The organism is Dyella sp. 01N448 (genome assembly GCF_056399225.1).
The window spans coordinates 266,398-285,670 of sequence record NZ_JBFTQX010000004.1 but is presented as its reverse complement, the minus strand read 5'-3'; the positions used below and the strand labels follow the sequence as shown (position 1 = coordinate 285,670).

The window sequence follows — 19,273 nt, the reverse complement described above, 5'->3', positions numbered from 1 at the left end:
CACGATGCTGCGGGCGTTATCAGGCCATTTTCTTTGGGTTACTTTCGACGCGAAGCTAGTCCCGAGGGATCTTTTGGGCCAGCAAAAGAAAAGTGACTCGAGCGGCGGCAGCCGTTCGAAACGCCCGCCGCGTAGGCGGCACCCTGGCCTCGACGTGAAAACCAGGCGATATCGCTCCTGGATCCCGGCCTACGCCGGGATGACGACCAAAGGGGCGGCCTGCGCCGGAATGCCGATCGAACGAAACCTACTTAGAGCGAACGCTCAAACACCACACCCTGGTGCTGCACCAGCGGCTCCATCACCCAATGATCCACCAACAAAAACGCAAACAACGCCATCAGATACACGATGGAATAGTTGAACACCTTCATCGCGAAAAACTCATCCGGCGGATTGAGCAAACGGATCGCGTAATAAAGAAAGCCCAAGCCCAACACCACCGCACCGCCCAGATAAACCATCCCGCTATAACCCGTGAGCGCCGGCAACAGCGTCACCAGCACCAGCAGGATCGTGTAGAACAGCACGTGCCAACGCGTGAACACCACGCCATGCGTGACTGGCAGCATCGGTACCTGCGCGCGGGAGTAATCGTCGCGGCGGAAGATCGCCAGCGCCCAGAAATGCGGCGGCGTCCACACGAAGATGATCAGGCACAGCTGCAGCGCAAACGGATGCAGCGCACCCGTGACGGCCGTCCAACCCAGCACCGGCGGAATCGCACCGGCCAGGCCACCGATCACGATGTTCTGCGGCGTGGCGCGCTTGAGGTAGGCCGTATAGATCACCGCGTAGCCGATCAAACCGCCGAAGGTGAGCAGCGCGGTCAGCGGATTGACCAGGAACACCAGGATCAACATCGACACTGCACCTAGCGCGAGCGCAAAGGTCAGCACCTGCTTGGGCTTCAGCTGACCGGTGGCCAGAGGGCGATGGGCGGTGCGCGCCATCACTTTGTCGATGCGCTGATCGATCAGGTGATTGAAGGCTGCAGCGGAACCCGAGGCCATCCAGATGCCCAGCGTGCCGAACACCAGCGCACGCCACGGCGGAATGCCGGGCACGGCGAGGAACATGCCGATCACGGCGCAGAACACCAGCAGCGCGACTACGCGCGGCTTGGTCAGTTCCAGGTACTCATGGAAACGGCTGCTCATCGTCATCGGTATCCGTGGGAAACAAACATCGCGTCCTCGCGACGCTTTTGCGTGCGCGCCAGCGTGGCCAGCAAGGTAAACAGGAGCAGCGCCGCCACGCCATTGTGCAGCGTCGCCACCGGCAGCGGCAGCCCGAAGCGCACGTTGCTGATGCCCAGCAGTACCTGGGTCAGCAACACCACCGCGATCGCCACGCCCAGCGAACGCAGGCCGCGACGCGACACCCGGTGCGAGAGCCAGGCGAGGTAGCAAAATACCACCAGTGCGCCGATGCGATGCGCAATCTGGATGGCGCTGCGCGCCGCCATGTCGAGCACACCGCCTTCATAGTTCACGCCGATGCCGCGCCACAGCACAAAACCCTGCTGGAAATCGGTGGGCGGCATCCACTGCCCGAGGCATTTGGGGAAATCCGTGCCACAGGCGAGCGCGGCATAGTTGGACGAGGTCCAGCCGCCCAGCGCGATCTGCGCGAGCAGCAGGACAATGCCGACGATCACGGTCTTGCGCAGCGCCGCGTGACGGTCGTCGTTGGCACCCACGCCAGCGAAACGCAGTGCCGCATAGGCCAGCAAGGCGAAGGTGGTGATGCCGCCCATCAGATGGCCCATCACCACGATGGGCTTCAACAGCAGCGTCACCGTCCACATGCCGAGCATGGCCTGGAACACCACCACGGAAAGCGCGAGCACGCTGATGCGCCACGCGCCCGGACGATCAAGCCCGATCGCCGCGATCAAGGGCAGCCCGATCGCGAACAGCGATACCAGCAAGGACCAGTGATGCTCGCCCTTGATATACATGCCAACGCCGATCGCCGCGCATAGCGCGCCGACAATCACCGCATAGCGCGCCCATGGGCGACGCCAGCTGGCGATCAAGGCCAGCGCAAACACCAGCGTCCCCAGCGTACCGGCAAGAAAGCGATGCACCTGCTCGCGCCACGCCTTGTGCGTTTCGTAGGGACGATCAGGGAAAGCCTGATTCGCCTGCGCGATCTCGTGCTGCTGTTCCGGCCATGCCGCGCGGCCGTAGCAAGTCGGCCAGTCCGGGCAAGACAGCCCGGCATTGGACAGACGCACGAACGCGCCGAACATCACCACGCCAAAGGCGAACACGGCAGCGAGCAAGGCCAGCCCGCGCAGCACCCTGATCGAACGGGACGTCATCAGCGGATCACCTTCTGCAGATCCTTGCGCAAGCCGGTGGGATCAAAGCCTGCGGGATAGAACGACAACGCGGTGCCGTCCGATTCCACCAACAGTGCATTGACGCTGTCCGGCGTGGTCGGTGCGAAGGGAGCCAGCGCGCCCATCGAATCCTGACCGAGCTTCCAGTAGTTCGTCATCCCCGTGGCAGCAGCATCTGCCGGCGGCTTGCCGACGTAGAGCAGGCGCAGGCGCGGTGCATTCTGGTTGAGCGTGAGGCGCGCCGCGGCCATCTTGGTCAGTACGTCCATGCATTTCTCGGCGCATCCTGGACCGGCCAGGGCGACCAGGGTGAGCTGCGGTTCCTTCGCGCGCCACGCCCAGGTGTCGCCATTGGTGAGCGACACCGGCACCTGCTCGGTGGCGAAATTGCGCTGCGGCATCACGGCAAGGCCATTGGCCTTGCCCGAGGGCTGCCAGCCCGCGAAGGTGAGCAGCATGGCCGCCACGATCGGCGCGGCAAACACCAGCATGATCAACAGCAGTTTTCGTCGGCTTGCGCGCAGTGCGGCGGGATCGGGTGTATTCATGACTGGTCCGGTCGGGAAGGACGACGACGATGCAGCACCAGCAGGATCACCACCACCGCCACGGCGAAGGTGAACCACTGGAATGCATAGGCACGGTGGCGCGCGGGCGGCATCGAGGAGAAATCGATGGTGTGTTCGCGCACGTAGATGGATGCAGGCTCCGCGTCGAGCGCGAGCACCTGCGGATACAGCGTAGCGCCAAGATCGGCCGCCACCTGGGGAAGCTCGAGATAAACCGTGGTCTTTGGCCAGCTCTTCTGCAGGGCGAGGGCATTGCCGCCCATTTCAAAACCAACGCCGGGCGCGGGCACATACAGGCCGTGCAGCTCCAGCGGGCCGGCGGGCAACGGTGGTAATTGCGGCGCCTGATGCGTGCCGTTGCCCGGAAGAAATCCCAGATCGACCAGCAACAGACGATCGCCGTTGCGCGGACGGAAAGGCGCATAGACTTCCACACCGCCGCGCTGGTCATGCTTGGGATTGTCGAGCAGATAGATGCGATCGGCGAGGTAGCTGCCCTGCACGTTGACGCGGGCAAACGCATCGATGGGGGGATTTGAGGCCACTGCGGCAAAGTCGCGCGGAGCCGCGGTTTCCGCTGTGGCATACCGTCGCAGAATCTGCTCTTTCTCGTCCGCGCGATGCAGCTGCCACACGCCCAAACGTATGAACAGCAAGGCACTCACCGCTGTGAGCAGCAGTGCGAACCAGGATGGACGGCGCAGCCACTTCACGCGGTGGCGCCGTGCACGACCGCTATACTGCGGATGTCAAAAACGTTCGGACCAATCACGTGGAAACCATCTACAAATATGCGCTGGTGATTCTGCTGCTGGTGGTGTTGTTCAATCTTGGTCAGGCCCTGTACTTCATGATGACCGACAAGGAAGGCAGCAAGCGCACGGTGTGGGCGCTGACGCGTCGCATCGGGTTGTCGGTGCTGCTCATCCTGATGGTCGTGTTCGGCATCTGGATGGGCTGGCTCCACCCGCACGGCGTGGGCCAGTAATTGTAGCTTCCCGCGGTCGGCAGCGCTCCGCTGCGACATCTGGTTCCATCGAAGGCCCGCCATTGGCGGGCCTTTGGTTTGGGGGGCAGCGGTCCCCTTGTAGGAGCGCACTTGTGCGCGACCACCCCACGGAGCGGAGGCGGCGGGGCGTTGCGATCCCCTTGTAGGAGCGCACTTGTGCGCGACCACCCGGCGGAGCGGAGGCGGCGAGGCGTTGCGATCCCCTTGTAGGAGCGCACTTGTGCGCGACCACCCTACGGAGCGGAGACGACGGGGCTCTGCGGTCGCGCACAAGTGCGCTCCTACAAAGGGGCGTAGAGGGTGTGATCCCCCCAACAAAAAGCCCGCCTTTCGGCGGGCTTTTTGGCCGCTGCGACGCGCCAGCGTCTCAGAGGATGTAGACGAACATGAACAGGCCCAGCCACACCACGTCCACAAAGTGCCAATACCAGGCCACCGCTTCGAACGCGAAGTGGTGTTCCTTGGTGAAGTGACCCTTGGCCACGCGCAGCCAGATGATGGCCAGCATGATGGTGCCCAGCGTCACGTGCATGCCGTGGAAGCCGGTGAGCATGAAGAAGGTCGAACCGTAGACGCCGCTCTGCAGCGTGAGGTTGAGCTCCTTATAGGCTTCGATGTACTCGTGCGCCTGGAACCACAGGAAGGTGGAGCCCAGCAGCACGGTGAAGCCGAGGAACCACAGGATCTTGGCGCGCTGGCCGGCCTTCAGCGCATGGTGAGCAATGGTCACCGTGACGCTCGAGGACAGCAGGATCAGCGTGTTGAGCAGCGGCAGGCCCCAGGGCAGCACCGTCTCGAAATTGCCGCCGATGCGCTCCGGACCACCGCCGCCACCGGCGCCCCACGAAGCGGCGTAGTCGCTCCACAGGAACTGGTGGGTCAGCACGCCATGGCCTTCGCCGCCGAGCCACGGCACCGCGAACATGCGGGCGTAGAACAGCGCACCGAAGAAGGCGCCGAAGAACATCACCTCGGAGAAGATGAACCACATCATGCCCATGCGGAACGAGCGGTCCACCTGGTTGTTGTAGCTGCCCGCCAGCGATTCGCGGATCACCGAGCGGAACCATCCGAAGAACATCAGCAGGATGCCGATGAAGCCGATGGTGAGCATCGTCTTGCCAAAGCCCGCTTCACCCGGGGGAGCGTTCAGCCAATGCGCGGCACCGAGCACGGTGACGAACATGACCACCGCAGCCACGATCGGCCACTGGCTCTTGGATGGAACGAAATAAACGCCTTCTTGCTGGGCCATGCTGAGATCCCTATGGAATGCTCTGTCTACTTCCGCCCGCGCAATGGTCGCCCGGGCTGCAACCCGTGATGCCGCTCGGCACCGCGGAGGAATACGGCGGTTGCGTCAGGAGTACTTCAGCCCCTGCAACAACGAGAGCACGAAGATCGCAAAGGCGATGGTGCCAACCACCGTGACGGTGAGTCGCACACCTTTCTTGCGGGCTTGCTCGATCGTTGTCATGGACGGCTGGTTCATCGCTTCGCTTCCTTCCGCTCCGGCGCGACACCGGAGCGGCAATGCTTGGATCAATCTTCGACGTGACCGTGTGCCAGTTCGTCATCATGGATGACCGGCGGCACATCGAACGTGTGATACGGCGCCGGCGACGGCAGCGTCCACTCCAGGCCCTTGGCGCCTTCCCACACGCGATCGGGTGCCTTCTTCTTGGAGAACCACACCGCGTGCACGATCACGCCGAGGAAGATCAACTGCGAGGCGCCGAACAGGAAGCCGCCGATCGAGCTGATCATGTTGAAGTTGGCAAACGCAACGTTGTAATCGGGGATGCGGCGCGGCATGCCGGCCAGGCCCAGGAAGTGCTGCGGGAAGAACAACACGTTCACCCAGATCACGCTGTTCCAGAAGTGGATCTTGCCCCACGTTTCCGAATACATGTGGCCGGTCCACTTCGGCAGCCAGTAGTAGGCGCCCGCGATGATCGCGAAGATGGCACCGGTCACCAGCACGTAGTGGAAGTGGGCCACCACGAAGTAGGTGTCGTGATACTGGAAGTCAGCCGGCGCGAGCGCGAGCATCAAGCCGGAGAAGCCGCCGATGGTGAACAGGATGACGAACGCGATGGCAAACAGCATCGGCGTTTCGAAGGTCATCGAGCCGCCCCACATGGTGCTGACCCAGTTGAACACCTTCACGCCGGTCGGCACCGCGATCAGCATGGTGGCGTACATGAAGAAGATTTCGCCGCCCAGCGGCAGACCCACTGCGAACATGTGGTGCGCCCACACGATGAACGACAGGAACGCGATGGAGGCAATGGCGAACACCATCGCCTTGTAGCCAAAGATCGGCTTGCGCGCGAAGGTCGGGATGATCTCGGAGACCAGGCCAAAGGCCGGCAAGATCATGATGTAGACCTCGGGGTGGCCGAAGAACCAGAAGATGTGCTGGAACAGCACCGGGTCGCCGCCACCAGCCGCATTGAAGAAGCTGGTGCCGAAGTACTTGTCGGTGAGCAGCATGGTCACCGCACCGGCGAGCACCGGCATCACGGCGATCAGCAGGAAGGCGGTGATGAGCCAGCTCCACACGAACACCGGCATCTTCAGCAGATCCATGCCCGGCGCGCGCATGTTGAGGATGGTCGCGATGATGTTGATCGCGCCCATGATGGAGCTGATACCCATCAAGTGCACGGCGAACACCAGGTAGGCGACCGAGTCACCCTGCAGCGACAGCGGCGGGTACATGGTCCAGCCGCCGGCCGGGCCACCGCCGGGCAGGAACAGCGTGGACAGCAGCAGCGAGAAGGCGAACGGCAAGATCCAGAACGACAGGTTGTTCATGCGCGGCAACGCCATATCCGGCGCACCGATCATCAGCGGGATCATCCAGTTGCCCAGGCCCACGAAGGCCGGCATCACCGCGCCGAAGATCATGACCAGCGCATGCATGGTGGTCATTTCGTTGAAGAAGTACGGCTGCACCAGCTGCAGGCCGGGCTTGAACAATTCCGCGCGGATCACCATCGCGAAGCTGCCGCCGATGAAGAACATCAGCAACGAGAACACCAGGTACAGCGTGCCGATGTCCTTGTGGTTGGTGGACATGCACCAGCGCACGAAGAAATTCTTCGGCGCGCCGTGATGGTCGTCGTGGTGATCGTGTGTAGCTGCGTGGGCCATGCCTTGCACCTCTACCTAAATACGAATGCTGTGATGGGCGATTAGCCCTGGTGGCCCTGGGAAGCAGGTGCGTCGGTTGCCTGCGCCGTGGCGGGCGCGGCAGCGGTGGAAGCTGCCGCCGGAGCGGCAGGCTGCGCCGGCTGCTGCGGCTTGTTCGCCTCGGCCTGCTGATCGGCCAGCCATTTTTCGAATTCGGCCTTCGGCAAGGCCTGCACCACGATCGGCATGAAGCCGTGATCCTGGCCGCACAGCTCGGCGCACTGGCCGCGATACACACCCGGCTCGATGATGTTGGTCCAGGCGGCGTTGACGATGCCCGGGATGGCGTCCATCTTCCAGCCCAGCGCCGGCACCCACCAGGAGTGGATCACGTCGCCGGCGGTGATCACGAAGCGGATCTTGGTGCCCACCGGCACCACCAGCGGCTTGTCCACATTGATCAGGTAGGTGTTGTAACCGTCGACCTTCACCGCGTTCGGGTCCAGGCCCGAATGCAGCTGGCGCGTCTCGTCGCTCTCGCGATCGAGCTTGGACATGAAGCCGACCTTGTCGATCGCCTTGCCCTTGTATTCGACATAGTCGTAACGCCACTTCCACTGGTAACCGGTGACCTTGACGGTCATCTCCGAACCGGTGGTGTCGGCGAAGGTGCGCAGGCCGCCCGTGGCGAGATAGGCCAGCACGATGAGAATGATCACGGGGATGGTGGTCCACACGATCTCGAGCGTCGTGTTGTGCGACCACTTTTCGGCGACCGCGCCGCGCGATTTGCGGAAGCGGAACATCGCGATGAACATCGCGCCGAACACAAGGATGCCGATCACGACGCAAACGCCGAGGGCAACGTTGTTAAGGAAGTAAGCCTCGGGCGACCAGGTCGACGCGCCGCGGGTCATGTTCAACTGCCCTGGCTGCGGATTGGCCAGGGCCACGCCGCCGAACATGGTGAGAGCGAAGAGCGCGCTTGCCGCTACTGCTCGCTTGATGCTGCCAGGCTTGATGCCGCCAGATGTCATGTTTGCACCTTTGTTGAACCTACCTGCGCTGCTGTTGGTTGAGCTCCGCCAGCAACACCATGAGTTTCCTTGACAGCTCGGCACGCTCCTCTTCCCCGAGAAAGCTACCGATTTCCAGCTCGCGTCCGTGCGACGTCAGCAGCAGACGCGCCCTCCCCTGACCGGACCGCAGTTTCACGCGCACCCAATACGTGGGAAAGCGCGCACTGCGACGACCTGGCAGGGATTGCACCTCCAGCGACGACTCGTCGAGGGTGATGCGTTCGCTGCGGTCGCCGGCCCGCCAGGCTACGCCAAGGGCGAAAGCCACCGCGGAGGACTCGACCAGTGCAAACAAAGGAGCGAAGACATTCCCCTGCCATGCTCCCAACACGGCCGTCGTCAGCGCCAGCGCCGCCAGAACTCCGATCAATCGACGCAGGTCGCGACGGCTCAGTGCACGATTGGGCTTGAGCCACATCGTTGCGCACGGCAAGCCGGCTGCTGCTGGTCGAAGCACGATCATGAGAACCCGGCGTGCCTGGAACCCAAGCATGATAGGCCGCGACCGCGTCGGGGAGCAAGAATGACGCATGTGCTTGATTTGAAGCAGGGATGAATGCGCAAGGATGTGCGCACTGATCATTGTGTCAGCTTGATCTCAGCGCGTTTGCGTGGATTGTCATGGGGATAGAGACGGCGCGACGACGGCGCCCACGCTGGCGACCTGACGCCGCGCACCGGGTGCGACGGTTTGCCACACGCCTCGCGTGAGATCCCATGGGTCGCACGACCGTACGTCAGGTCCGGGTGGCTGGTCTTCACGCCCTCACTCCTCGCCCCCGCCTACTACCCAACCGCCAATCCCGCCCATATATAAGGTGTCGGCGCCCGCCTACCGCACCGCAGCACCACGTACGGTCGCGTGCGTATGCCCCCACGCGTACAATCCCGCGATTCCCCGCCCCATCACGTTTCGGCTAAAACCCTGTGACACAACCTATTCTCAGCCCCGAATTGCCGACCGCTGTCGAGCCGGCACGCGCGCGCATCACCGCCAACTGGCTGCGCGACGAGACCGAAGCGGTCAACGACCTGCTGGCCCAGGCCACCCTGCCGCCGGTCGAGCGCGAAAAGGTGATCGACCTGGCCGCCGAACTGGTCACCCGGGTGCGCGTACGCGCCAAGGACCAGAGCGCCGTCGAATCCTTCATGCGCCAGTACGACTTGTCGTCGGAAGAAGGCGTGCTGCTGATGTGCGTGGCCGAGGCGCTGCTGCGCATTCCCGACAAGACCACCGCCGACAAGCTGATCCGCGACAAGCTGGGCGATGCGAACTGGAAGAAGCACCTGGGCCAGAGCGAGTCGTTGTTCGTCAACGTGTCGACCTGGGGCCTGATGCTTACCGGCAAGCTGGTCACGCTGTCGGAAGAGACGCGCCACGATTTCACCGGCGCGCTGCGTCGCCTGGTGGGTCGCGCGGGTGAACCGGCGATCCGCCTCGCCGTGCGCCAGGCCATGCGCATCATGGGCCACCAGTTCGTGATGGGCCGCACCATCGGCGAGGCGCTGGATCGTTGCGCGCAGAAGGAATATGCGGTCTATCGCTATTCCTACGACATGCTGGGCGAATCGGCGCTCACCAGCGAAACCGCCGAGCGTTATCAGCAGGACTACCGCAACGCCATCGCCGCGATCGGTTCGCGCGGTCCGTTCGCCAACCACACGGATGCGCCGTCGATCTCGGTGAAGCTCTCCGCGCTGCATCCGCGCTACGAAGTGGCCAAGCGCGATATCGCCCGCCGCGACCTCACCGCCAAGCTGCTGGAACTGTCGCAGCTGGCGATGAAGAACGGCATCGCGCTGTCCGTCGATGCGGAAGAAGCCGATCGTCTGGAACTGTCGCTGGATATTCTCGGCGACGTGTTCGCACATCCGTCGCTGGAAGGCTGGAACGGCCTCGGCATCGTCGTGCAGGCCTATGCCAAGCGCACCCCGTTCGTGATCGACTGGCTGATCGAAACGGCACGCGCCAGTGGCCGTCGCTGGTATGTGCGCCTGGTCAAGGGCGCGTACTGGGACGCGGAAGTGAAGCGCGCGCAGGAAAACGGTCTTGCCGGTTATCCGGTGTATACGCGCAAGCCGAACACCGACGTGTCGTACCTGGCGTGCGCACGCAAGCTGTTCGACGCCGGCGTGGCGCTGATCTACCCGCAGTTCGCCACGCACAACGCGCACACCATCGCCGCGGTGCATCACCTGGCGCAGAACCGTCCGTACGAATACCAGCGCCTGCACGGCATGGGCACGGACCTCTATGCCGAAGTGATCGGCAAGCAGAATCTCAACGTGCCGTGCCGCGTGTACGCGCCGGTGGGCACGCATGAAGACTTGCTGCCCTACCTGGTGCGCCGCCTGCTCGAAAACGGCGCCAACACCAGCTTCGTCAACCGCGTGGTCGACGAAACGCTGCCGGTGCGCGAACTGGTCGCCGATCCCTGCGAGACCGTGCGCTCCTTTGCCTCCATCCCTCACCCGCGCATCCCCCTGCCGGTGAATCTCTACGGTGAACTGCGGAAGAATTCCATGGGCGTCAACTTCTCCAACGACAACGAACTGAAGGCCCTCGCCGAGGCGATCCAGAGCAAGAGCGGTCCGTGGAACGCCGAGCCGCTGGTGCCGGGCGCCAAGAGCACCGGCGCCACCGTGCAGGTGACCAACCCGGCCGATCGTCGCCAGGTGGTGGGCAGCTATGTCACCGCCGATAGCGCGACGGTCGACAAGGCGCTGGCCAATGCGGTGAGCGCGCATCACGCGTGGGATCGTCTGCCGGCTGCCAGCCGCGCGGCGATTCTCGAGCACGCCGCCGAGCAGCTCGAAGCGCGTCGCGGCGAATTCATCGCACTGTGCGTGCGCGAAGCGGGCAAGAGCCTGCCCGACGCCATTGCCGAAATCCGCGAGGCGGCCGACTTCCTGCGTTACTACGCGACCATGGCGCGCCGCCTGTTTGGCCATCCGGAACAGTTGCCCGGTCCCACCGGCGAGAGCAACCAGCTGTTCTTGAATGGCCGCGGCGTGTTCGTCTGCATCAGCCCGTGGAACTTCCCGCTGGCGATTTTCCTTGGCCAGGTGAGCGCCGCACTCGCCGCCGGCAACAGCGTGATCGCCAAGCCCGCCGAGCAGACCAGCCTGATCGGCTACGTCGCCGTGAAGCTGCTGCATGACGCTGGCGTTCCGGCCGACGTGCTGCAGTATCTGCCGGGCGATGGCGCCACGGTTGGTGCCGCGTTGACGCGCGATCCGCGCGTGTCTGGCGTGGCGTTCACTGGCTCGACGGAAACCGCGTGGGCAATCAACCGCGCCCTTGCTGCACGCAATGCGCCGATTGCCGCGCTGATCGCCGAAACCGGCGGCCAGAACGCGATGATCGCCGACTCTTCCGCGTTGCCGGAACAGATCGTCAAGGACGTGATCTCCTCGGCGTTCCAGTCCGCCGGCCAGCGCTGCTCCGCCGCGCGCGTGCTGTTCGTGCAGGAAGACATCGCCGACAAGGTCAACGCCATGCTTGCCGGCGCGATGGCCGAGCTGAAGGTGGGCGATCCGGGCCAGCTGTCGACCGACGTGGGCCCGGTGATCGACGAGGATGCGAAGAAGATCCTGGTCGACCACGCCGCGCGCATGGACAAGGAAGCGAAGAAGATCGGCGAGGTCACACTCGATCCGGCCACCACCGGCAACGGTACGTTCTTCGCGCCGCGTGCTTATGAAATCCCGGGCCTGGCCACGCTGACCCGCGAGATCTTCGGTCCGGTGCTGCACGTGATCCGCTGGAAGGCCGACGAGCTGCCGAACGTGGTGGACCAGATCAACGCCACCGGTTACGGCCTCACGCTGGGCATCCACAGCCGCATCGACGACACGGTGGAGTTCATCCAGAGCCGTGCGCGCGTGGGCAACTGCTACGTCAACCGCAACCAGATCGGCGCGGTGGTCGGCGTGCAGCCGTTCGGCGGCGAAGGCCTGTCGGGCACCGGCCCGAAGGCCGGCGGCCCGCACTACCTGCTGCGTTTTGCCGGCGAGCGCACGCTCACCATCAACACCACCGCCGCTGGCGGCAACGCCTCGCTGCTCACCATCGGCGAGTAAGCGCACTACGGGCCGGCGCAACTGCGCCGGCCCACTTGTTCGAAGGGAGCCCGCATGCGGCATGCTTCGCGATTGTTTGGTCTGTTCGCCCTTGCGCTTATGTTCTTCCCGCTGCACGCAGCGGAGTCGCGGAGCAGTGAGCAAGGCTTCGTCGCCACCTTGCAGCTGGGTCCCTCACCCGACGTCCATTACCTCGACGCTGCCGGCAAGCCGCTGAGCTATGCCGCGTTCGCGCAGCAGCTCGGCTAGGGCCGCAGTTACAGCAGCACGATGGACAGCAAGGCCAATGCCGCGATGCTGCGCTTGCGGCCGCCGGGCACGAGCACGGGCGCGGGTCGCTTTTCGTTTGGGCGCGGCAGTGCCTTCCCGCCGTTCGAGTTGCCGTCGCTCAAAGGCAATACGCAGCGGCTCAGCGATTTGCGCGGTCGCTACACGCTGGTGAGTTTCTTCTTCGCCGAATGTGCGCCGTGCATTGCCGAAGTGCCGGTGCTCAATGCTTATGCGCACGCGAACGCTGACATGAATTTTGTCGCCATCACCTATGAAGACGCTGCCACGGCGCGCCAGTTCGTGGCCGATCGTGGTTTGAGCTGGCCGGTGCTGCACGACGGGCAGGCGTTGATCGATACGCTGGGCGTGAGCATTTATCCGACCCTGATGTTGATCGATCCGTCGGGTCGCGTGGCGGGTGCGGCGGTAGGCATGTCGATGCGCGAGGGGCAGGACAAGCAGTTTGCGGATCTCACAGGGTGGGTGATGCAGTGGAAGAAGGCGGTGCAGCGTCCTTAATGCGCTAGGTTCTCCCCTGTGGGAGCGCACCCTGTGCGCGACGGCGGCGCCGTGCCGGTATCGCTCCGTTAGGTTGTCGCGCACAGGGTGCGCTCCCACAACAAGCTATGGCGCCGTCACCAGCTCCAACGCCTCATCCGCCACCGACTGCCTGATCAACATCTCGCAATCGCGCTCATAGTTGTTCAATCGGTTTTCCCTGTGCGCGACTGCGGCGCCGTGTCGGTATCGCTCCGTGAGGTTGTCGCGCACAGGGTGCGCTCCCACAAGAAGCTATCGCACCGTCACCATCTCCAACGCCCCATCCGCCACCGGCTGCTTGAGCAGCATCTCGCAATCGCGCTCGTAGTTGTTCGACACCCGCCAGGGCAGCTCACGCCCCTGCTTGGGCAACACCGGCGCACCACGCTGCACATAGCCGGAGGTAAGCGTAGCCATGATCGATTCGCCCTGTCGCTCATCGTCCGGCGCACGCGGCGTCACCACTTCCGCGCCACATTCGCGCATATAGGCAAGCAGGCGGCACACGTATTTCGCCGCAAGATCTGCCTTGAGCGTCCACGGCGCATTGGTATAGCCAAAGATGCAGGCGAAGTTGGGCGTGTCCTGCAGCAGCACGCCTTTGTAGGTGACCAGATCGCCCATCACGCGCGGCTGTCCGTCCACGTCGAGCTTCATGCCGCCGAGCGTCTGCATGTTGAGCCCGGTGGCCGTGATGACGATATCGGCATCCATATGCTCACCCGATGCCAACTGGATGCCGCGCTCCGTGAACGTGGCGATGCCATCGGTGACGACGGAGGCCTTGCCGCTCCTGATCGCGGCAAACAGGTCGCCGTCCGGCACCACGCACAAGCGCTGGTCCCACGGCTCATAGACGGGCGTGAAGTGCCGCATGTCGGCACCCTCGCCCAGCTGGCGCCGCACACCGGAGACCAGGAATGCGCGCACTTTTTCCGGCCAGCGTCGCGCGGCCTTGTAGATAAGCCGCGTGAGAAAAATATTCCGCTGTCGCGCCATGCGAAACACCAGCGACTTCGGCAGAAAGCTTTGCAGCACCGCGGAGATCTTGTCGTAGCGCGGCAACGACAGGATGTAGCTGGGCGAGCGCTGCAGCATCGTCACGTGTGCGGCGTCTCCCGCCATCGCCGGCACCAGCGTGACCGCCGTTGCGCCACTGCCGATCACCACCACGCGCTTGTCGCGATAATCCAGCCCGGACGGCCACTGCTGCGGATGCACGCACTGGCCCTGGAATCTATCCACGCCGGGAAAAGCCGGCAGGTAGCCGCGATCGTAGTTGTAGTAGCCGGTGCAGACGATGAGGAAACGGCTGGTGAAGTCGCGCGTTTCGCCGCGCGACTCGTCGAGCACCTGCACGCGCCACAGGCGCTGTGCGCTTGACCATGAGGAGGCGAGCACTTTCAAGCCGTAGTGAATCTTGTCGTGCACGCCGTATTCGCGCGCGGTGTCGATGACGTAGTTGCGGATGGCATCGCCGTCGGCCATCACATCCAGCGCATGCCAGGGGCGAAAGGCGTAGCCGAAGGTGAACATGTCCGAGTCCGAGCGCACGCCGGGATAGCGGAACAAATCCCAGGTGCCGCCCATCGCGGCGCGCCGTTCGATCAGCGCCACGCGCAGCTGCGGATGATCCATGGCGAGATGGCAGGCCATGCCGATGCCGGACAGACCGGCACCGATGATCAACACGTCGAACGTGGAGCCAGCCTCCTGATCCATGCACTCGTCTCCGTGGCATGTCGCAGCGATCCAGGTGGGCAGCTTACGCCGCCTCGCGTGCTCAGTACGGTGTGGGCTCGATCAAGGCCTTTTGCGCGGAACACTGGGGGCTGGTCGTGCTGGGGTTGGCCTGGCGGTAGGCGTCCAATTCCTGCCTGGCGTCGGCAAGGCTGGACTGGAACGCTGGGGATGCGTGCAGGACGGCAACGACGGCAGCGCCATTCATCGCGCCCGCCTCGATCGCACTGAGATTGTGCACGCCGCAGACCACGCGGCTGTCGCCGTAGGAGCGGGATCGCAGCAGCAGCTCGGTCGCGCGATCGGGCGCCAGCTCGGCCAGCACCAGGCCCACCGCCCAACCGCGCGTGGCATGGCCGGAGGGATAGTCGAAGCTGTGCGAAATCTGCACGGTGGACTGGCAGGTCGCGCCCTGGTCGATCAGGAACGGCCGCTGGCGCTGATTGGCTTTCTTGGCCGGCGCGGTCGAGGCATCGGCAGCATTGCTGGTCGCATCCACCAGCGCCGTGAGCTTGGGCAGCCGCGCCGCGTCCAGCGGCACGCCCATGGCGCAGCTGAAATCGCCCATCAGCTTGGGAGTGGCGTAGTCCACGTCCTGCTGTGCCAGCAGCCAGCGCGGTGAGTCCTGCAGTTTGCGGGTGGCCAGGAAGATCTGGCGGTCGGCCTCGTAGCGGGGCGTGCCGGCCTTGGGCGCAGCCGGCAGCAGCTCGGCCGTCTGCAGCGAGGTGGCCACCGAACGGGCGCCGGCAGGCGACACCTTGGCCACCGGGGTTTGCACCGGGGCGCAGGCCGCCAGCGGCAGCAGGGCCAGCCAGGCGGCGCGGCGGCAGGCAAGCAAAAGCGTGTTCATCGGCGTTCTCCCCGGGCAGCGGCGACGCCGGCCTTGTGCATTGCATAAGGCGTTGGCGGCGAGGCCATGATATAGATCAAGCGATCACGCCGGATCATCCGGCGCTCTCAGGGGTGGGAGCCACGTTTCATGACGTCCGCTGTCGTCAGCCAGGTCACCGACGATGCCGCTGCGGCGCCACTGGGCGCCGACGCGCGCTACACGGTGGCCGAAACGCCACCGAACATCCTGGTGCACCTGACCCAGCTGGCCCTGTCGCGTGGACAACGCTGCGACGGCTGGTTCGCCGGCTCGGGGCTGACCCGCGAGCAATTGAACGACCCTACCCTGCGCGTTTCCTACCGGCAGGCGCATTCGGTGATCCGTCGCGCGCTGCAGGCCACCGGCGAGCCGGGCCTGGGCTTGGCGGTGGGACGCGGTGAGACGCTGGGCAGCTTTGGCCTGCTCGGACTGGCCATGATGACCTCGGCCACCTTCGGCGACGCCATGAAAGTGGGCATCGCCCATCATCGGGTGAGCGGCAGCCTGGTCGACGTGAGTTTCGAAGTGGTGGGTCCGCGCGAAGTGGCGCTGGCGGTGTGGCCGCGCTTCAATGACGCGCCGCTGCTGCCTTTCCTGTGCGAGGAATTGTTTGCCAGCTCGCTGGCGATCGCGCGCGAGCTGGCCGGTCCCGGGTTTCGTCCGCTGCGACTGGAGCTGACCTATCCGCGTCCGGCGCACGTGCAGGACTATGCGGATTTCTTCCAGTGCGAGCTGCTGTTTGGCGCACGCCACAATCGCGTGGTGATCGCGGCGCAATGGCTGGAACATCCGCTGCCCTCGCACAACCCGCTGACGGCGCAACAGGCGCTGGCCTTGTGCACGCAGCAGCACGATATCGAAGGGCCGCAGCAAGAAGTGGTCGCATCGGTGGAACGCCTGCTGCGCAGTCACTTGCGCCATCAACCGCGTCTGCCGGATGTGGCGCGCATGCTCAATATGAGCGAACGCTCGCTGCGCCGCCGGCTGGCCGAAGGCGGTCGGGTATTCCGTGAAATCCACGACCGCGTGCGCGCCGAACGCGCGCTGGAATTGCTGCACGGCGGTTCGCTCAGCGTGGCCGAAATCGGTTTGGAAATCGGCTTCAGCGATCCGCGCGAGTTCCGTCGCGCGTTCAAGCGCTGGACCGGCATGCCGCCACGCAGCGCGCGCCAGCACGCTGCCTGAGATTCCGGCTGCGTCAGCTGGATGCATCCATCGGGTTCATGCCGCGCTGCGCTTCCCACGCGGCGTAGTCTTCGGGCGTATCGATGTCGAAGAACGCCGCGGGCAAGTGGAAGCCATCGACCAGGGCTGCGTGCCTTTCCAGCAGCACGTGTGCACCCTTCGCACCATCCAGCGCTGCAAGCTCGCCCGCATGGCTCCAGGGGAAAATGCATGGCGGACTGAATCGACCCTCGTGCTGGCAGGCGAGGATGCGATCTGGCGACTGCGCATGCCTTGCAAGCATGCGCTCCAGATCCACAACGCGGATGGCGGGTTGATCAGCCAGCATCACCATGACCGATTGAAGCGGCGCCGCTTGCATCATCAGCGCCTTGACGCCGGACGCGATGGAGCTGCCCATGCCGCTGGCCCACTGGGCGTTTTCCACCGTATGGACGGCCATTTGATTGAGGCAGTCGACCACCCGCTCCGCTCGCGAACCGACGACCACCATGACCGGACTCAATCCGGCCGCCAGCACGTTGCCGGCGATGCGCCTGACCATCGGTACGCCGTCGATGGAGAGCAGCTGTTTGGGGCTGCCATAGCGACGGGCTTCCCCCGCCGCGAGGATCACCGCTGCCGTTGGAACCGTCGTCGCGGTCACGGGTGTATGGACGTCTGCGTATGCACCAGCGAGCCACCGCTGCGACCGTTGCGCAGAGCCAGTATCTCCGCGGCGATGGCCAGTGCGATTTCCTGCGGCGTCTCTGAGCCGACATCGAGGCCCGCTGGAACATGCAGCCTGTCGTCGGCCTGCGGGAAGGCCGCTCGTACCTGACCCGCACGCTGGCGCGAGCCGATCACGCCGATATAGCGCACCGGCGTTGCCAGCAGAGGCGCGACATACGCTAGGTCAAGCTCCAGCCGATGGGTCATGACCACCACCGAGGTCTGCGGGTCCAGTACCAGGTCCGTGAGCAGGGCTGCGGGAGTTTTGTAGACGCGCTGCACGCCATCGGGCGCGCGATCGGCGACTTCGCGCGTACTCACCATGGTCGTGCGCCAGCCCAGTTGATGGCCGAGCTGAGCCAGTAGCTCCGCACCGGCGCTATCACCCACGATTAATAACGCATGCGGCGGCCGCAGCGTTTCCAGCAGTGCGTCGTAGCGCTGCCCTTCGTTGTCCACCTGGCGCGTGACGGCACTGCCCGAAGCGACGGCCTGCGTGGTCAGGTTCGCAAGAACCTGCTGCATGAGTGCAGCCTGCCCGATGTTGGTCCACAGGCTGCCGCTGCCGCGAACCAGACGCAGGGGACGACGTGCAATCGCGCCGCCATCCACCGCGAACAGCGAGGCCATGACGCCGGGCATGCGCCTGGCATGCAGCTCGGCGATGGCATCGAGGAACTGCAGGTCGCCCGCTTCGTGCCACGGTTCGATCAGCACTTCGAGCTCGCCGCCGCAGCCGGTTTCAATCATCACGTCGTAATTGCTGTCGCGACCGTAGGCCACCAGCGCGGCCTCGGCGTAATCCATGGCATGTTGCGCGCGCAGCACGATATCACGCTGCGGGCAGCCGCCCGAGAGTTCGCAGACCATGCTGCCGTCGCGATGCACCAGCATGCTTGCGCCGGCGCGGCGGAAGGTGGAACCGCGCGTGCGGGTGATGGTGACCAGGGCAGCCTCGCCCGTGCCCCGATCGAGCTTCAACGCCTTGGCGGCGCGGTAGAGCGAATCGAATTCCTGGGCGACATTCATGGCGTGAAGTCAGCAACGCGGCACGTCGATGCTGCGTCAAAGCCGGTGTAGTCTGCCAGTGCATAGACGCTTGATCGCAGGATCTCCCTTCACTTGATCTTTCGTTCGGCGGGAGGAACATCGTCGCGTCCAAGCGCCGCGCGACCTTGTCACCGCCTGTGGTCCAGCGTGTTGCCCAATACGGTGAACTCGTCTCGTCAAGGAGAGCCCGATGATCGTCCTTTCCATCAACGGCCAGGACACCCAGGTCGACGTACCTGAGGACATGCCGCTGCTGTGGGTGTTGCGTGATGTGCTGGGACTCAATGGCACCAAGTTCGGTTGCGGCATGGCGCAATGCGGCGCCTGCACCGTGCATCTGGATGGCCAGGCCGTGCGCTCCTGCGTGCTGCCGGTGACCGGTGCCGTCGGCAAGAAGATCACCACCATCGAAGGACTCAACGCCACCGACCTGGGCAAGCGCGTGCAACAGGCATGGCTGGGTATCGAGGTGGCGCAGTGCGGCTATTGCCAGACCGGGCAGATCATGTCGGCCGCGGCGTTGCTGGCTGAAAAGCCCACGCCCACCGACGCGGATATCGATGCGGCCATGTCCGGCAATATCTGCCGATGCGGCACCTATGTGCGCATCCGCGCTGCCATCAAACAGGCGGCCACCGGCCAATTGACGCTGCCGCAAACGATCGTCTGAGTTCGGCC

The 19,273-nt window shown here is 64.5% G+C and carries 19 protein-coding genes; 6 read left to right on the top strand and 13 right to left on the bottom strand.

The window, feature by feature from the left end; translation table 11 throughout:
• Positions 1 to 251 precede the first annotated feature (251 nt).
• From cyoE to AC1DKY_RS09595, 4 genes are read right to left on the bottom strand one after another with little or no spacing between them, the layout of a single operon-like run.
• A complete protein-coding gene (gene cyoE, locus AC1DKY_RS09610; RefSeq protein ID WP_441602915.1) occupies positions 252 to 1,166 on the bottom strand; it encodes a heme o synthase in 915 nt (304 codons plus the stop codon).
• Entirely contained in the window at positions 1,163 to 2,329 is a 1,167-nt protein-coding gene (locus AC1DKY_RS09605; RefSeq protein WP_441602914.1) for a COX15/CtaA family protein, read from the bottom strand. Before AC1DKY_RS09605 ends, cyoE begins: the two co-directional genes overlap by 4 nt.
• Positions 2,329 to 2,898 (bottom strand): hypothetical protein, encoded by a 570-nt coding sequence (locus AC1DKY_RS09600; RefSeq protein WP_441602913.1) that lies wholly within the window; start codon positions 2,896 to 2,898, stop codon positions 2,329 to 2,331. The genes AC1DKY_RS09605 and AC1DKY_RS09600 overlap by 1 nt, the downstream gene beginning before the upstream one ends.
• Entirely contained in the window at positions 2,895 to 3,632 is a 738-nt protein-coding gene (locus tag AC1DKY_RS09595) for an SURF1 family protein (protein WP_441602912.1), read from the bottom strand. The genes AC1DKY_RS09600 and AC1DKY_RS09595 overlap by 4 nt, the downstream gene beginning before the upstream one ends.
• A 59-nt stretch (positions 3,633 to 3,691) precedes the next feature.
• Between AC1DKY_RS09595 and AC1DKY_RS09590 the strand changes: the two genes are divergently transcribed.
• Positions 3,692 to 3,907, top strand: a complete 216-nt coding sequence (locus tag AC1DKY_RS09590; protein WP_046971617.1) for a twin transmembrane helix small protein — start codon at positions 3,692 to 3,694, stop codon at positions 3,905 to 3,907.
• Between the two features lie 388 nt (positions 3,908 to 4,295).
• On the opposite strand, the gene AC1DKY_RS09585 is transcribed toward AC1DKY_RS09590, so the two are convergent.
• The 5 genes from AC1DKY_RS09585 to AC1DKY_RS09565 all read right to left on the bottom strand — a co-directional run bounded on the left by AC1DKY_RS09585 (position 4,296) and on the right by AC1DKY_RS09565 (position 8,563).
• Positions 4,296 to 5,183: a cytochrome c oxidase subunit 3 gene (locus tag AC1DKY_RS09585; protein ID WP_441602911.1), complete on the bottom strand. Its 888-nt coding sequence runs from the start codon at positions 5,181 to 5,183 to the stop codon at positions 4,296 to 4,298.
• 105 nt (positions 5,184 to 5,288) lie between these two features.
• Positions 5,289 to 5,420 carry a hypothetical protein gene (locus AC1DKY_RS09580; protein ID WP_275586833.1) on the bottom strand — a complete coding sequence of 44 codons (132 nt, stop codon included), beginning with the start codon at positions 5,418 to 5,420 and terminating at the stop codon, positions 5,289 to 5,291.
• Positions 5,421 to 5,470: 50 nt separating this feature from the next.
• Positions 5,471 to 7,087, bottom strand: coding sequence for a cytochrome c oxidase subunit I (gene ctaD, locus AC1DKY_RS09575; protein ID WP_441602910.1), 1,617 nt, complete (start codon positions 7,085 to 7,087; stop codon positions 5,471 to 5,473).
• 41 nt (positions 7,088 to 7,128) lie between these two features.
• A complete protein-coding gene (gene coxB / locus AC1DKY_RS09570; RefSeq protein ID WP_441602909.1) occupies positions 7,129 to 8,103 on the bottom strand; it encodes a cytochrome c oxidase subunit II in 975 nt (324 codons plus the stop codon).
• Positions 8,104 to 8,122: 19 nt separating this feature from the next.
• Complete coding sequence (locus AC1DKY_RS09565; protein WP_441602908.1) at positions 8,123 to 8,563, bottom strand: DUF2244 domain-containing protein; 441 nt, start codon at positions 8,561 to 8,563, stop codon at positions 8,123 to 8,125.
• A 509-nt stretch (positions 8,564 to 9,072) separates the two neighbouring features.
• Here AC1DKY_RS09565 and putA point away from each other — a divergent pair.
• From putA to AC1DKY_RS09550, 3 genes are read left to right on the top strand one after another with little or no spacing between them, the layout of a single operon-like run.
• Positions 9,073 to 12,228: a bifunctional proline dehydrogenase/L-glutamate gamma-semialdehyde dehydrogenase PutA gene (gene putA / locus AC1DKY_RS09560; protein WP_441602907.1), complete on the top strand. Its 3,156-nt coding sequence runs from the start codon at positions 9,073 to 9,075 to the stop codon at positions 12,226 to 12,228.
• A 54-nt stretch (positions 12,229 to 12,282) separates the two neighbouring features.
• Positions 12,283 to 12,477: a hypothetical protein gene (locus tag AC1DKY_RS09555; protein WP_477179904.1), complete on the top strand. Its 195-nt coding sequence runs from the start codon at positions 12,283 to 12,285 to the stop codon at positions 12,475 to 12,477.
• A 21-nt stretch (positions 12,478 to 12,498) separates the two neighbouring features.
• Complete coding sequence (locus AC1DKY_RS09550; protein ID WP_477179903.1) at positions 12,499 to 13,017, top strand: TlpA family protein disulfide reductase; 519 nt, start codon at positions 12,499 to 12,501, stop codon at positions 13,015 to 13,017.
• A gap of 273 nt (positions 13,018 to 13,290) precedes the next feature.
• On the opposite strand, the gene AC1DKY_RS09545 is transcribed toward AC1DKY_RS09550, so the two are convergent.
• Together AC1DKY_RS09545 and AC1DKY_RS09540 are read right to left on the bottom strand one after the other, a co-directional pair.
• Complete coding sequence (locus AC1DKY_RS09545) at positions 13,291 to 14,760, bottom strand: flavin-containing monooxygenase (RefSeq protein WP_441602905.1); 1,470 nt, start codon at positions 14,758 to 14,760, stop codon at positions 13,291 to 13,293.
• Positions 14,761 to 14,821: 61 nt separating this feature from the next.
• Complete coding sequence (locus tag AC1DKY_RS09540; protein ID WP_441602904.1) at positions 14,822 to 15,628, bottom strand: acid phosphatase; 807 nt, start codon at positions 15,626 to 15,628, stop codon at positions 14,822 to 14,824.
• A gap of 129 nt (positions 15,629 to 15,757) precedes the next feature.
• Between AC1DKY_RS09540 and AC1DKY_RS09535 the strand changes: the two genes are divergently transcribed.
• The gene (locus tag AC1DKY_RS09535; protein WP_441602903.1) at positions 15,758 to 16,834 is read left to right on the top strand and encodes an AraC family transcriptional regulator; all 1,077 of its coding nucleotides are present in this window, start codon (positions 15,758 to 15,760) and stop codon (positions 16,832 to 16,834) included.
• A 13-nt stretch (positions 16,835 to 16,847) separates the two neighbouring features.
• Here AC1DKY_RS09535 and AC1DKY_RS09530 read toward each other — a convergent pair whose 3' ends face one another.
• Both AC1DKY_RS09530 and AC1DKY_RS09525 read right to left on the bottom strand, forming a co-directional pair.
• On the bottom strand, positions 16,848 to 17,480 hold the full coding sequence (locus AC1DKY_RS09530) for a nucleotidyltransferase family protein (protein WP_441602902.1): 633 nt from the start codon (positions 17,478 to 17,480) through the stop codon (positions 16,848 to 16,850).
• Positions 17,477 to 18,574 (bottom strand): XdhC family protein, encoded by a 1,098-nt coding sequence (locus tag AC1DKY_RS09525; RefSeq protein WP_441602901.1) that lies wholly within the window; start codon positions 18,572 to 18,574, stop codon positions 17,477 to 17,479. The genes AC1DKY_RS09530 and AC1DKY_RS09525 overlap by 4 nt, the downstream gene beginning before the upstream one ends.
• 211 nt (positions 18,575 to 18,785) lie before the next feature.
• On the opposite strand from AC1DKY_RS09525, the gene AC1DKY_RS09520 reads away from it, so the two are divergent.
• Positions 18,786 to 19,265 (top strand): (2Fe-2S)-binding protein, encoded by a 480-nt coding sequence (locus AC1DKY_RS09520; protein WP_441602900.1) that lies wholly within the window; start codon positions 18,786 to 18,788, stop codon positions 19,263 to 19,265.
• Positions 19,266 to 19,273: the final 8 nt, after the last annotated feature.

What these genes read in the sequence shown, in the direction of transcription:
- cyoE (WP_441602915.1), bottom strand. Translation starts at nt 1,166, where the DNA reads ATGACGATGAGCAGCCGTTTCCATGAGTACCTGGAACTGACCAAGCCG.
- AC1DKY_RS09605 (WP_441602914.1), bottom strand. Translation starts at nt 2,329, where the DNA reads ATGACGTCCCGTTCGATCAGGGTGCTGCGCGGGCTGGCCTTGCTCGCT.
- AC1DKY_RS09600 (WP_441602913.1), bottom strand. Translation starts at nt 2,898, where the DNA reads ATGAATACACCCGATCCCGCCGCACTGCGCGCAAGCCGACGAAAACTG.
- AC1DKY_RS09585 (WP_441602911.1), bottom strand. Translation starts at nt 5,183, where the DNA reads ATGGCCCAGCAAGAAGGCGTTTATTTCGTTCCATCCAAGAGCCAGTGG.
- AC1DKY_RS09580 (WP_275586833.1), bottom strand. Translation starts at nt 5,420, where the DNA reads ATGAACCAGCCGTCCATGACAACGATCGAGCAAGCCCGCAAGAAAGGT.
- ctaD (WP_441602910.1), bottom strand. Translation starts at nt 7,087, where the DNA reads ATGGCCCACGCAGCTACACACGATCACCACGACGACCATCACGGCGCG.
- coxB (WP_441602909.1), bottom strand. Translation starts at nt 8,103, where the DNA reads ATGACATCTGGCGGCATCAAGCCTGGCAGCATCAAGCGAGCAGTAGCG.
- AC1DKY_RS09565 (WP_441602908.1), bottom strand. Translation starts at nt 8,563, where the DNA reads ATGTGGCTCAAGCCCAATCGTGCACTGAGCCGTCGCGACCTGCGTCGA.
- AC1DKY_RS09555 (WP_477179904.1), top strand. Translation starts at nt 12,283, where the DNA reads ATGCGGCATGCTTCGCGATTGTTTGGTCTGTTCGCCCTTGCGCTTATG.
- AC1DKY_RS09550 (WP_477179903.1), top strand. Translation starts at nt 12,499, where the DNA reads ATGGACAGCAAGGCCAATGCCGCGATGCTGCGCTTGCGGCCGCCGGGC.
- AC1DKY_RS09545 (WP_441602905.1), bottom strand. Translation starts at nt 14,760, where the DNA reads ATGGATCAGGAGGCTGGCTCCACGTTCGACGTGTTGATCATCGGTGCC.
- AC1DKY_RS09540 (WP_441602904.1), bottom strand. Translation starts at nt 15,628, where the DNA reads ATGAACACGCTTTTGCTTGCCTGCCGCCGCGCCGCCTGGCTGGCCCTG.
- AC1DKY_RS09535 (WP_441602903.1), top strand. Translation starts at nt 15,758, where the DNA reads ATGACGTCCGCTGTCGTCAGCCAGGTCACCGACGATGCCGCTGCGGCG.
- AC1DKY_RS09525 (WP_441602901.1), bottom strand. Translation starts at nt 18,574, where the DNA reads ATGAATGTCGCCCAGGAATTCGATTCGCTCTACCGCGCCGCCAAGGCG.
- AC1DKY_RS09520 (WP_441602900.1), top strand. Translation starts at nt 18,786, where the DNA reads ATGATCGTCCTTTCCATCAACGGCCAGGACACCCAGGTCGACGTACCT.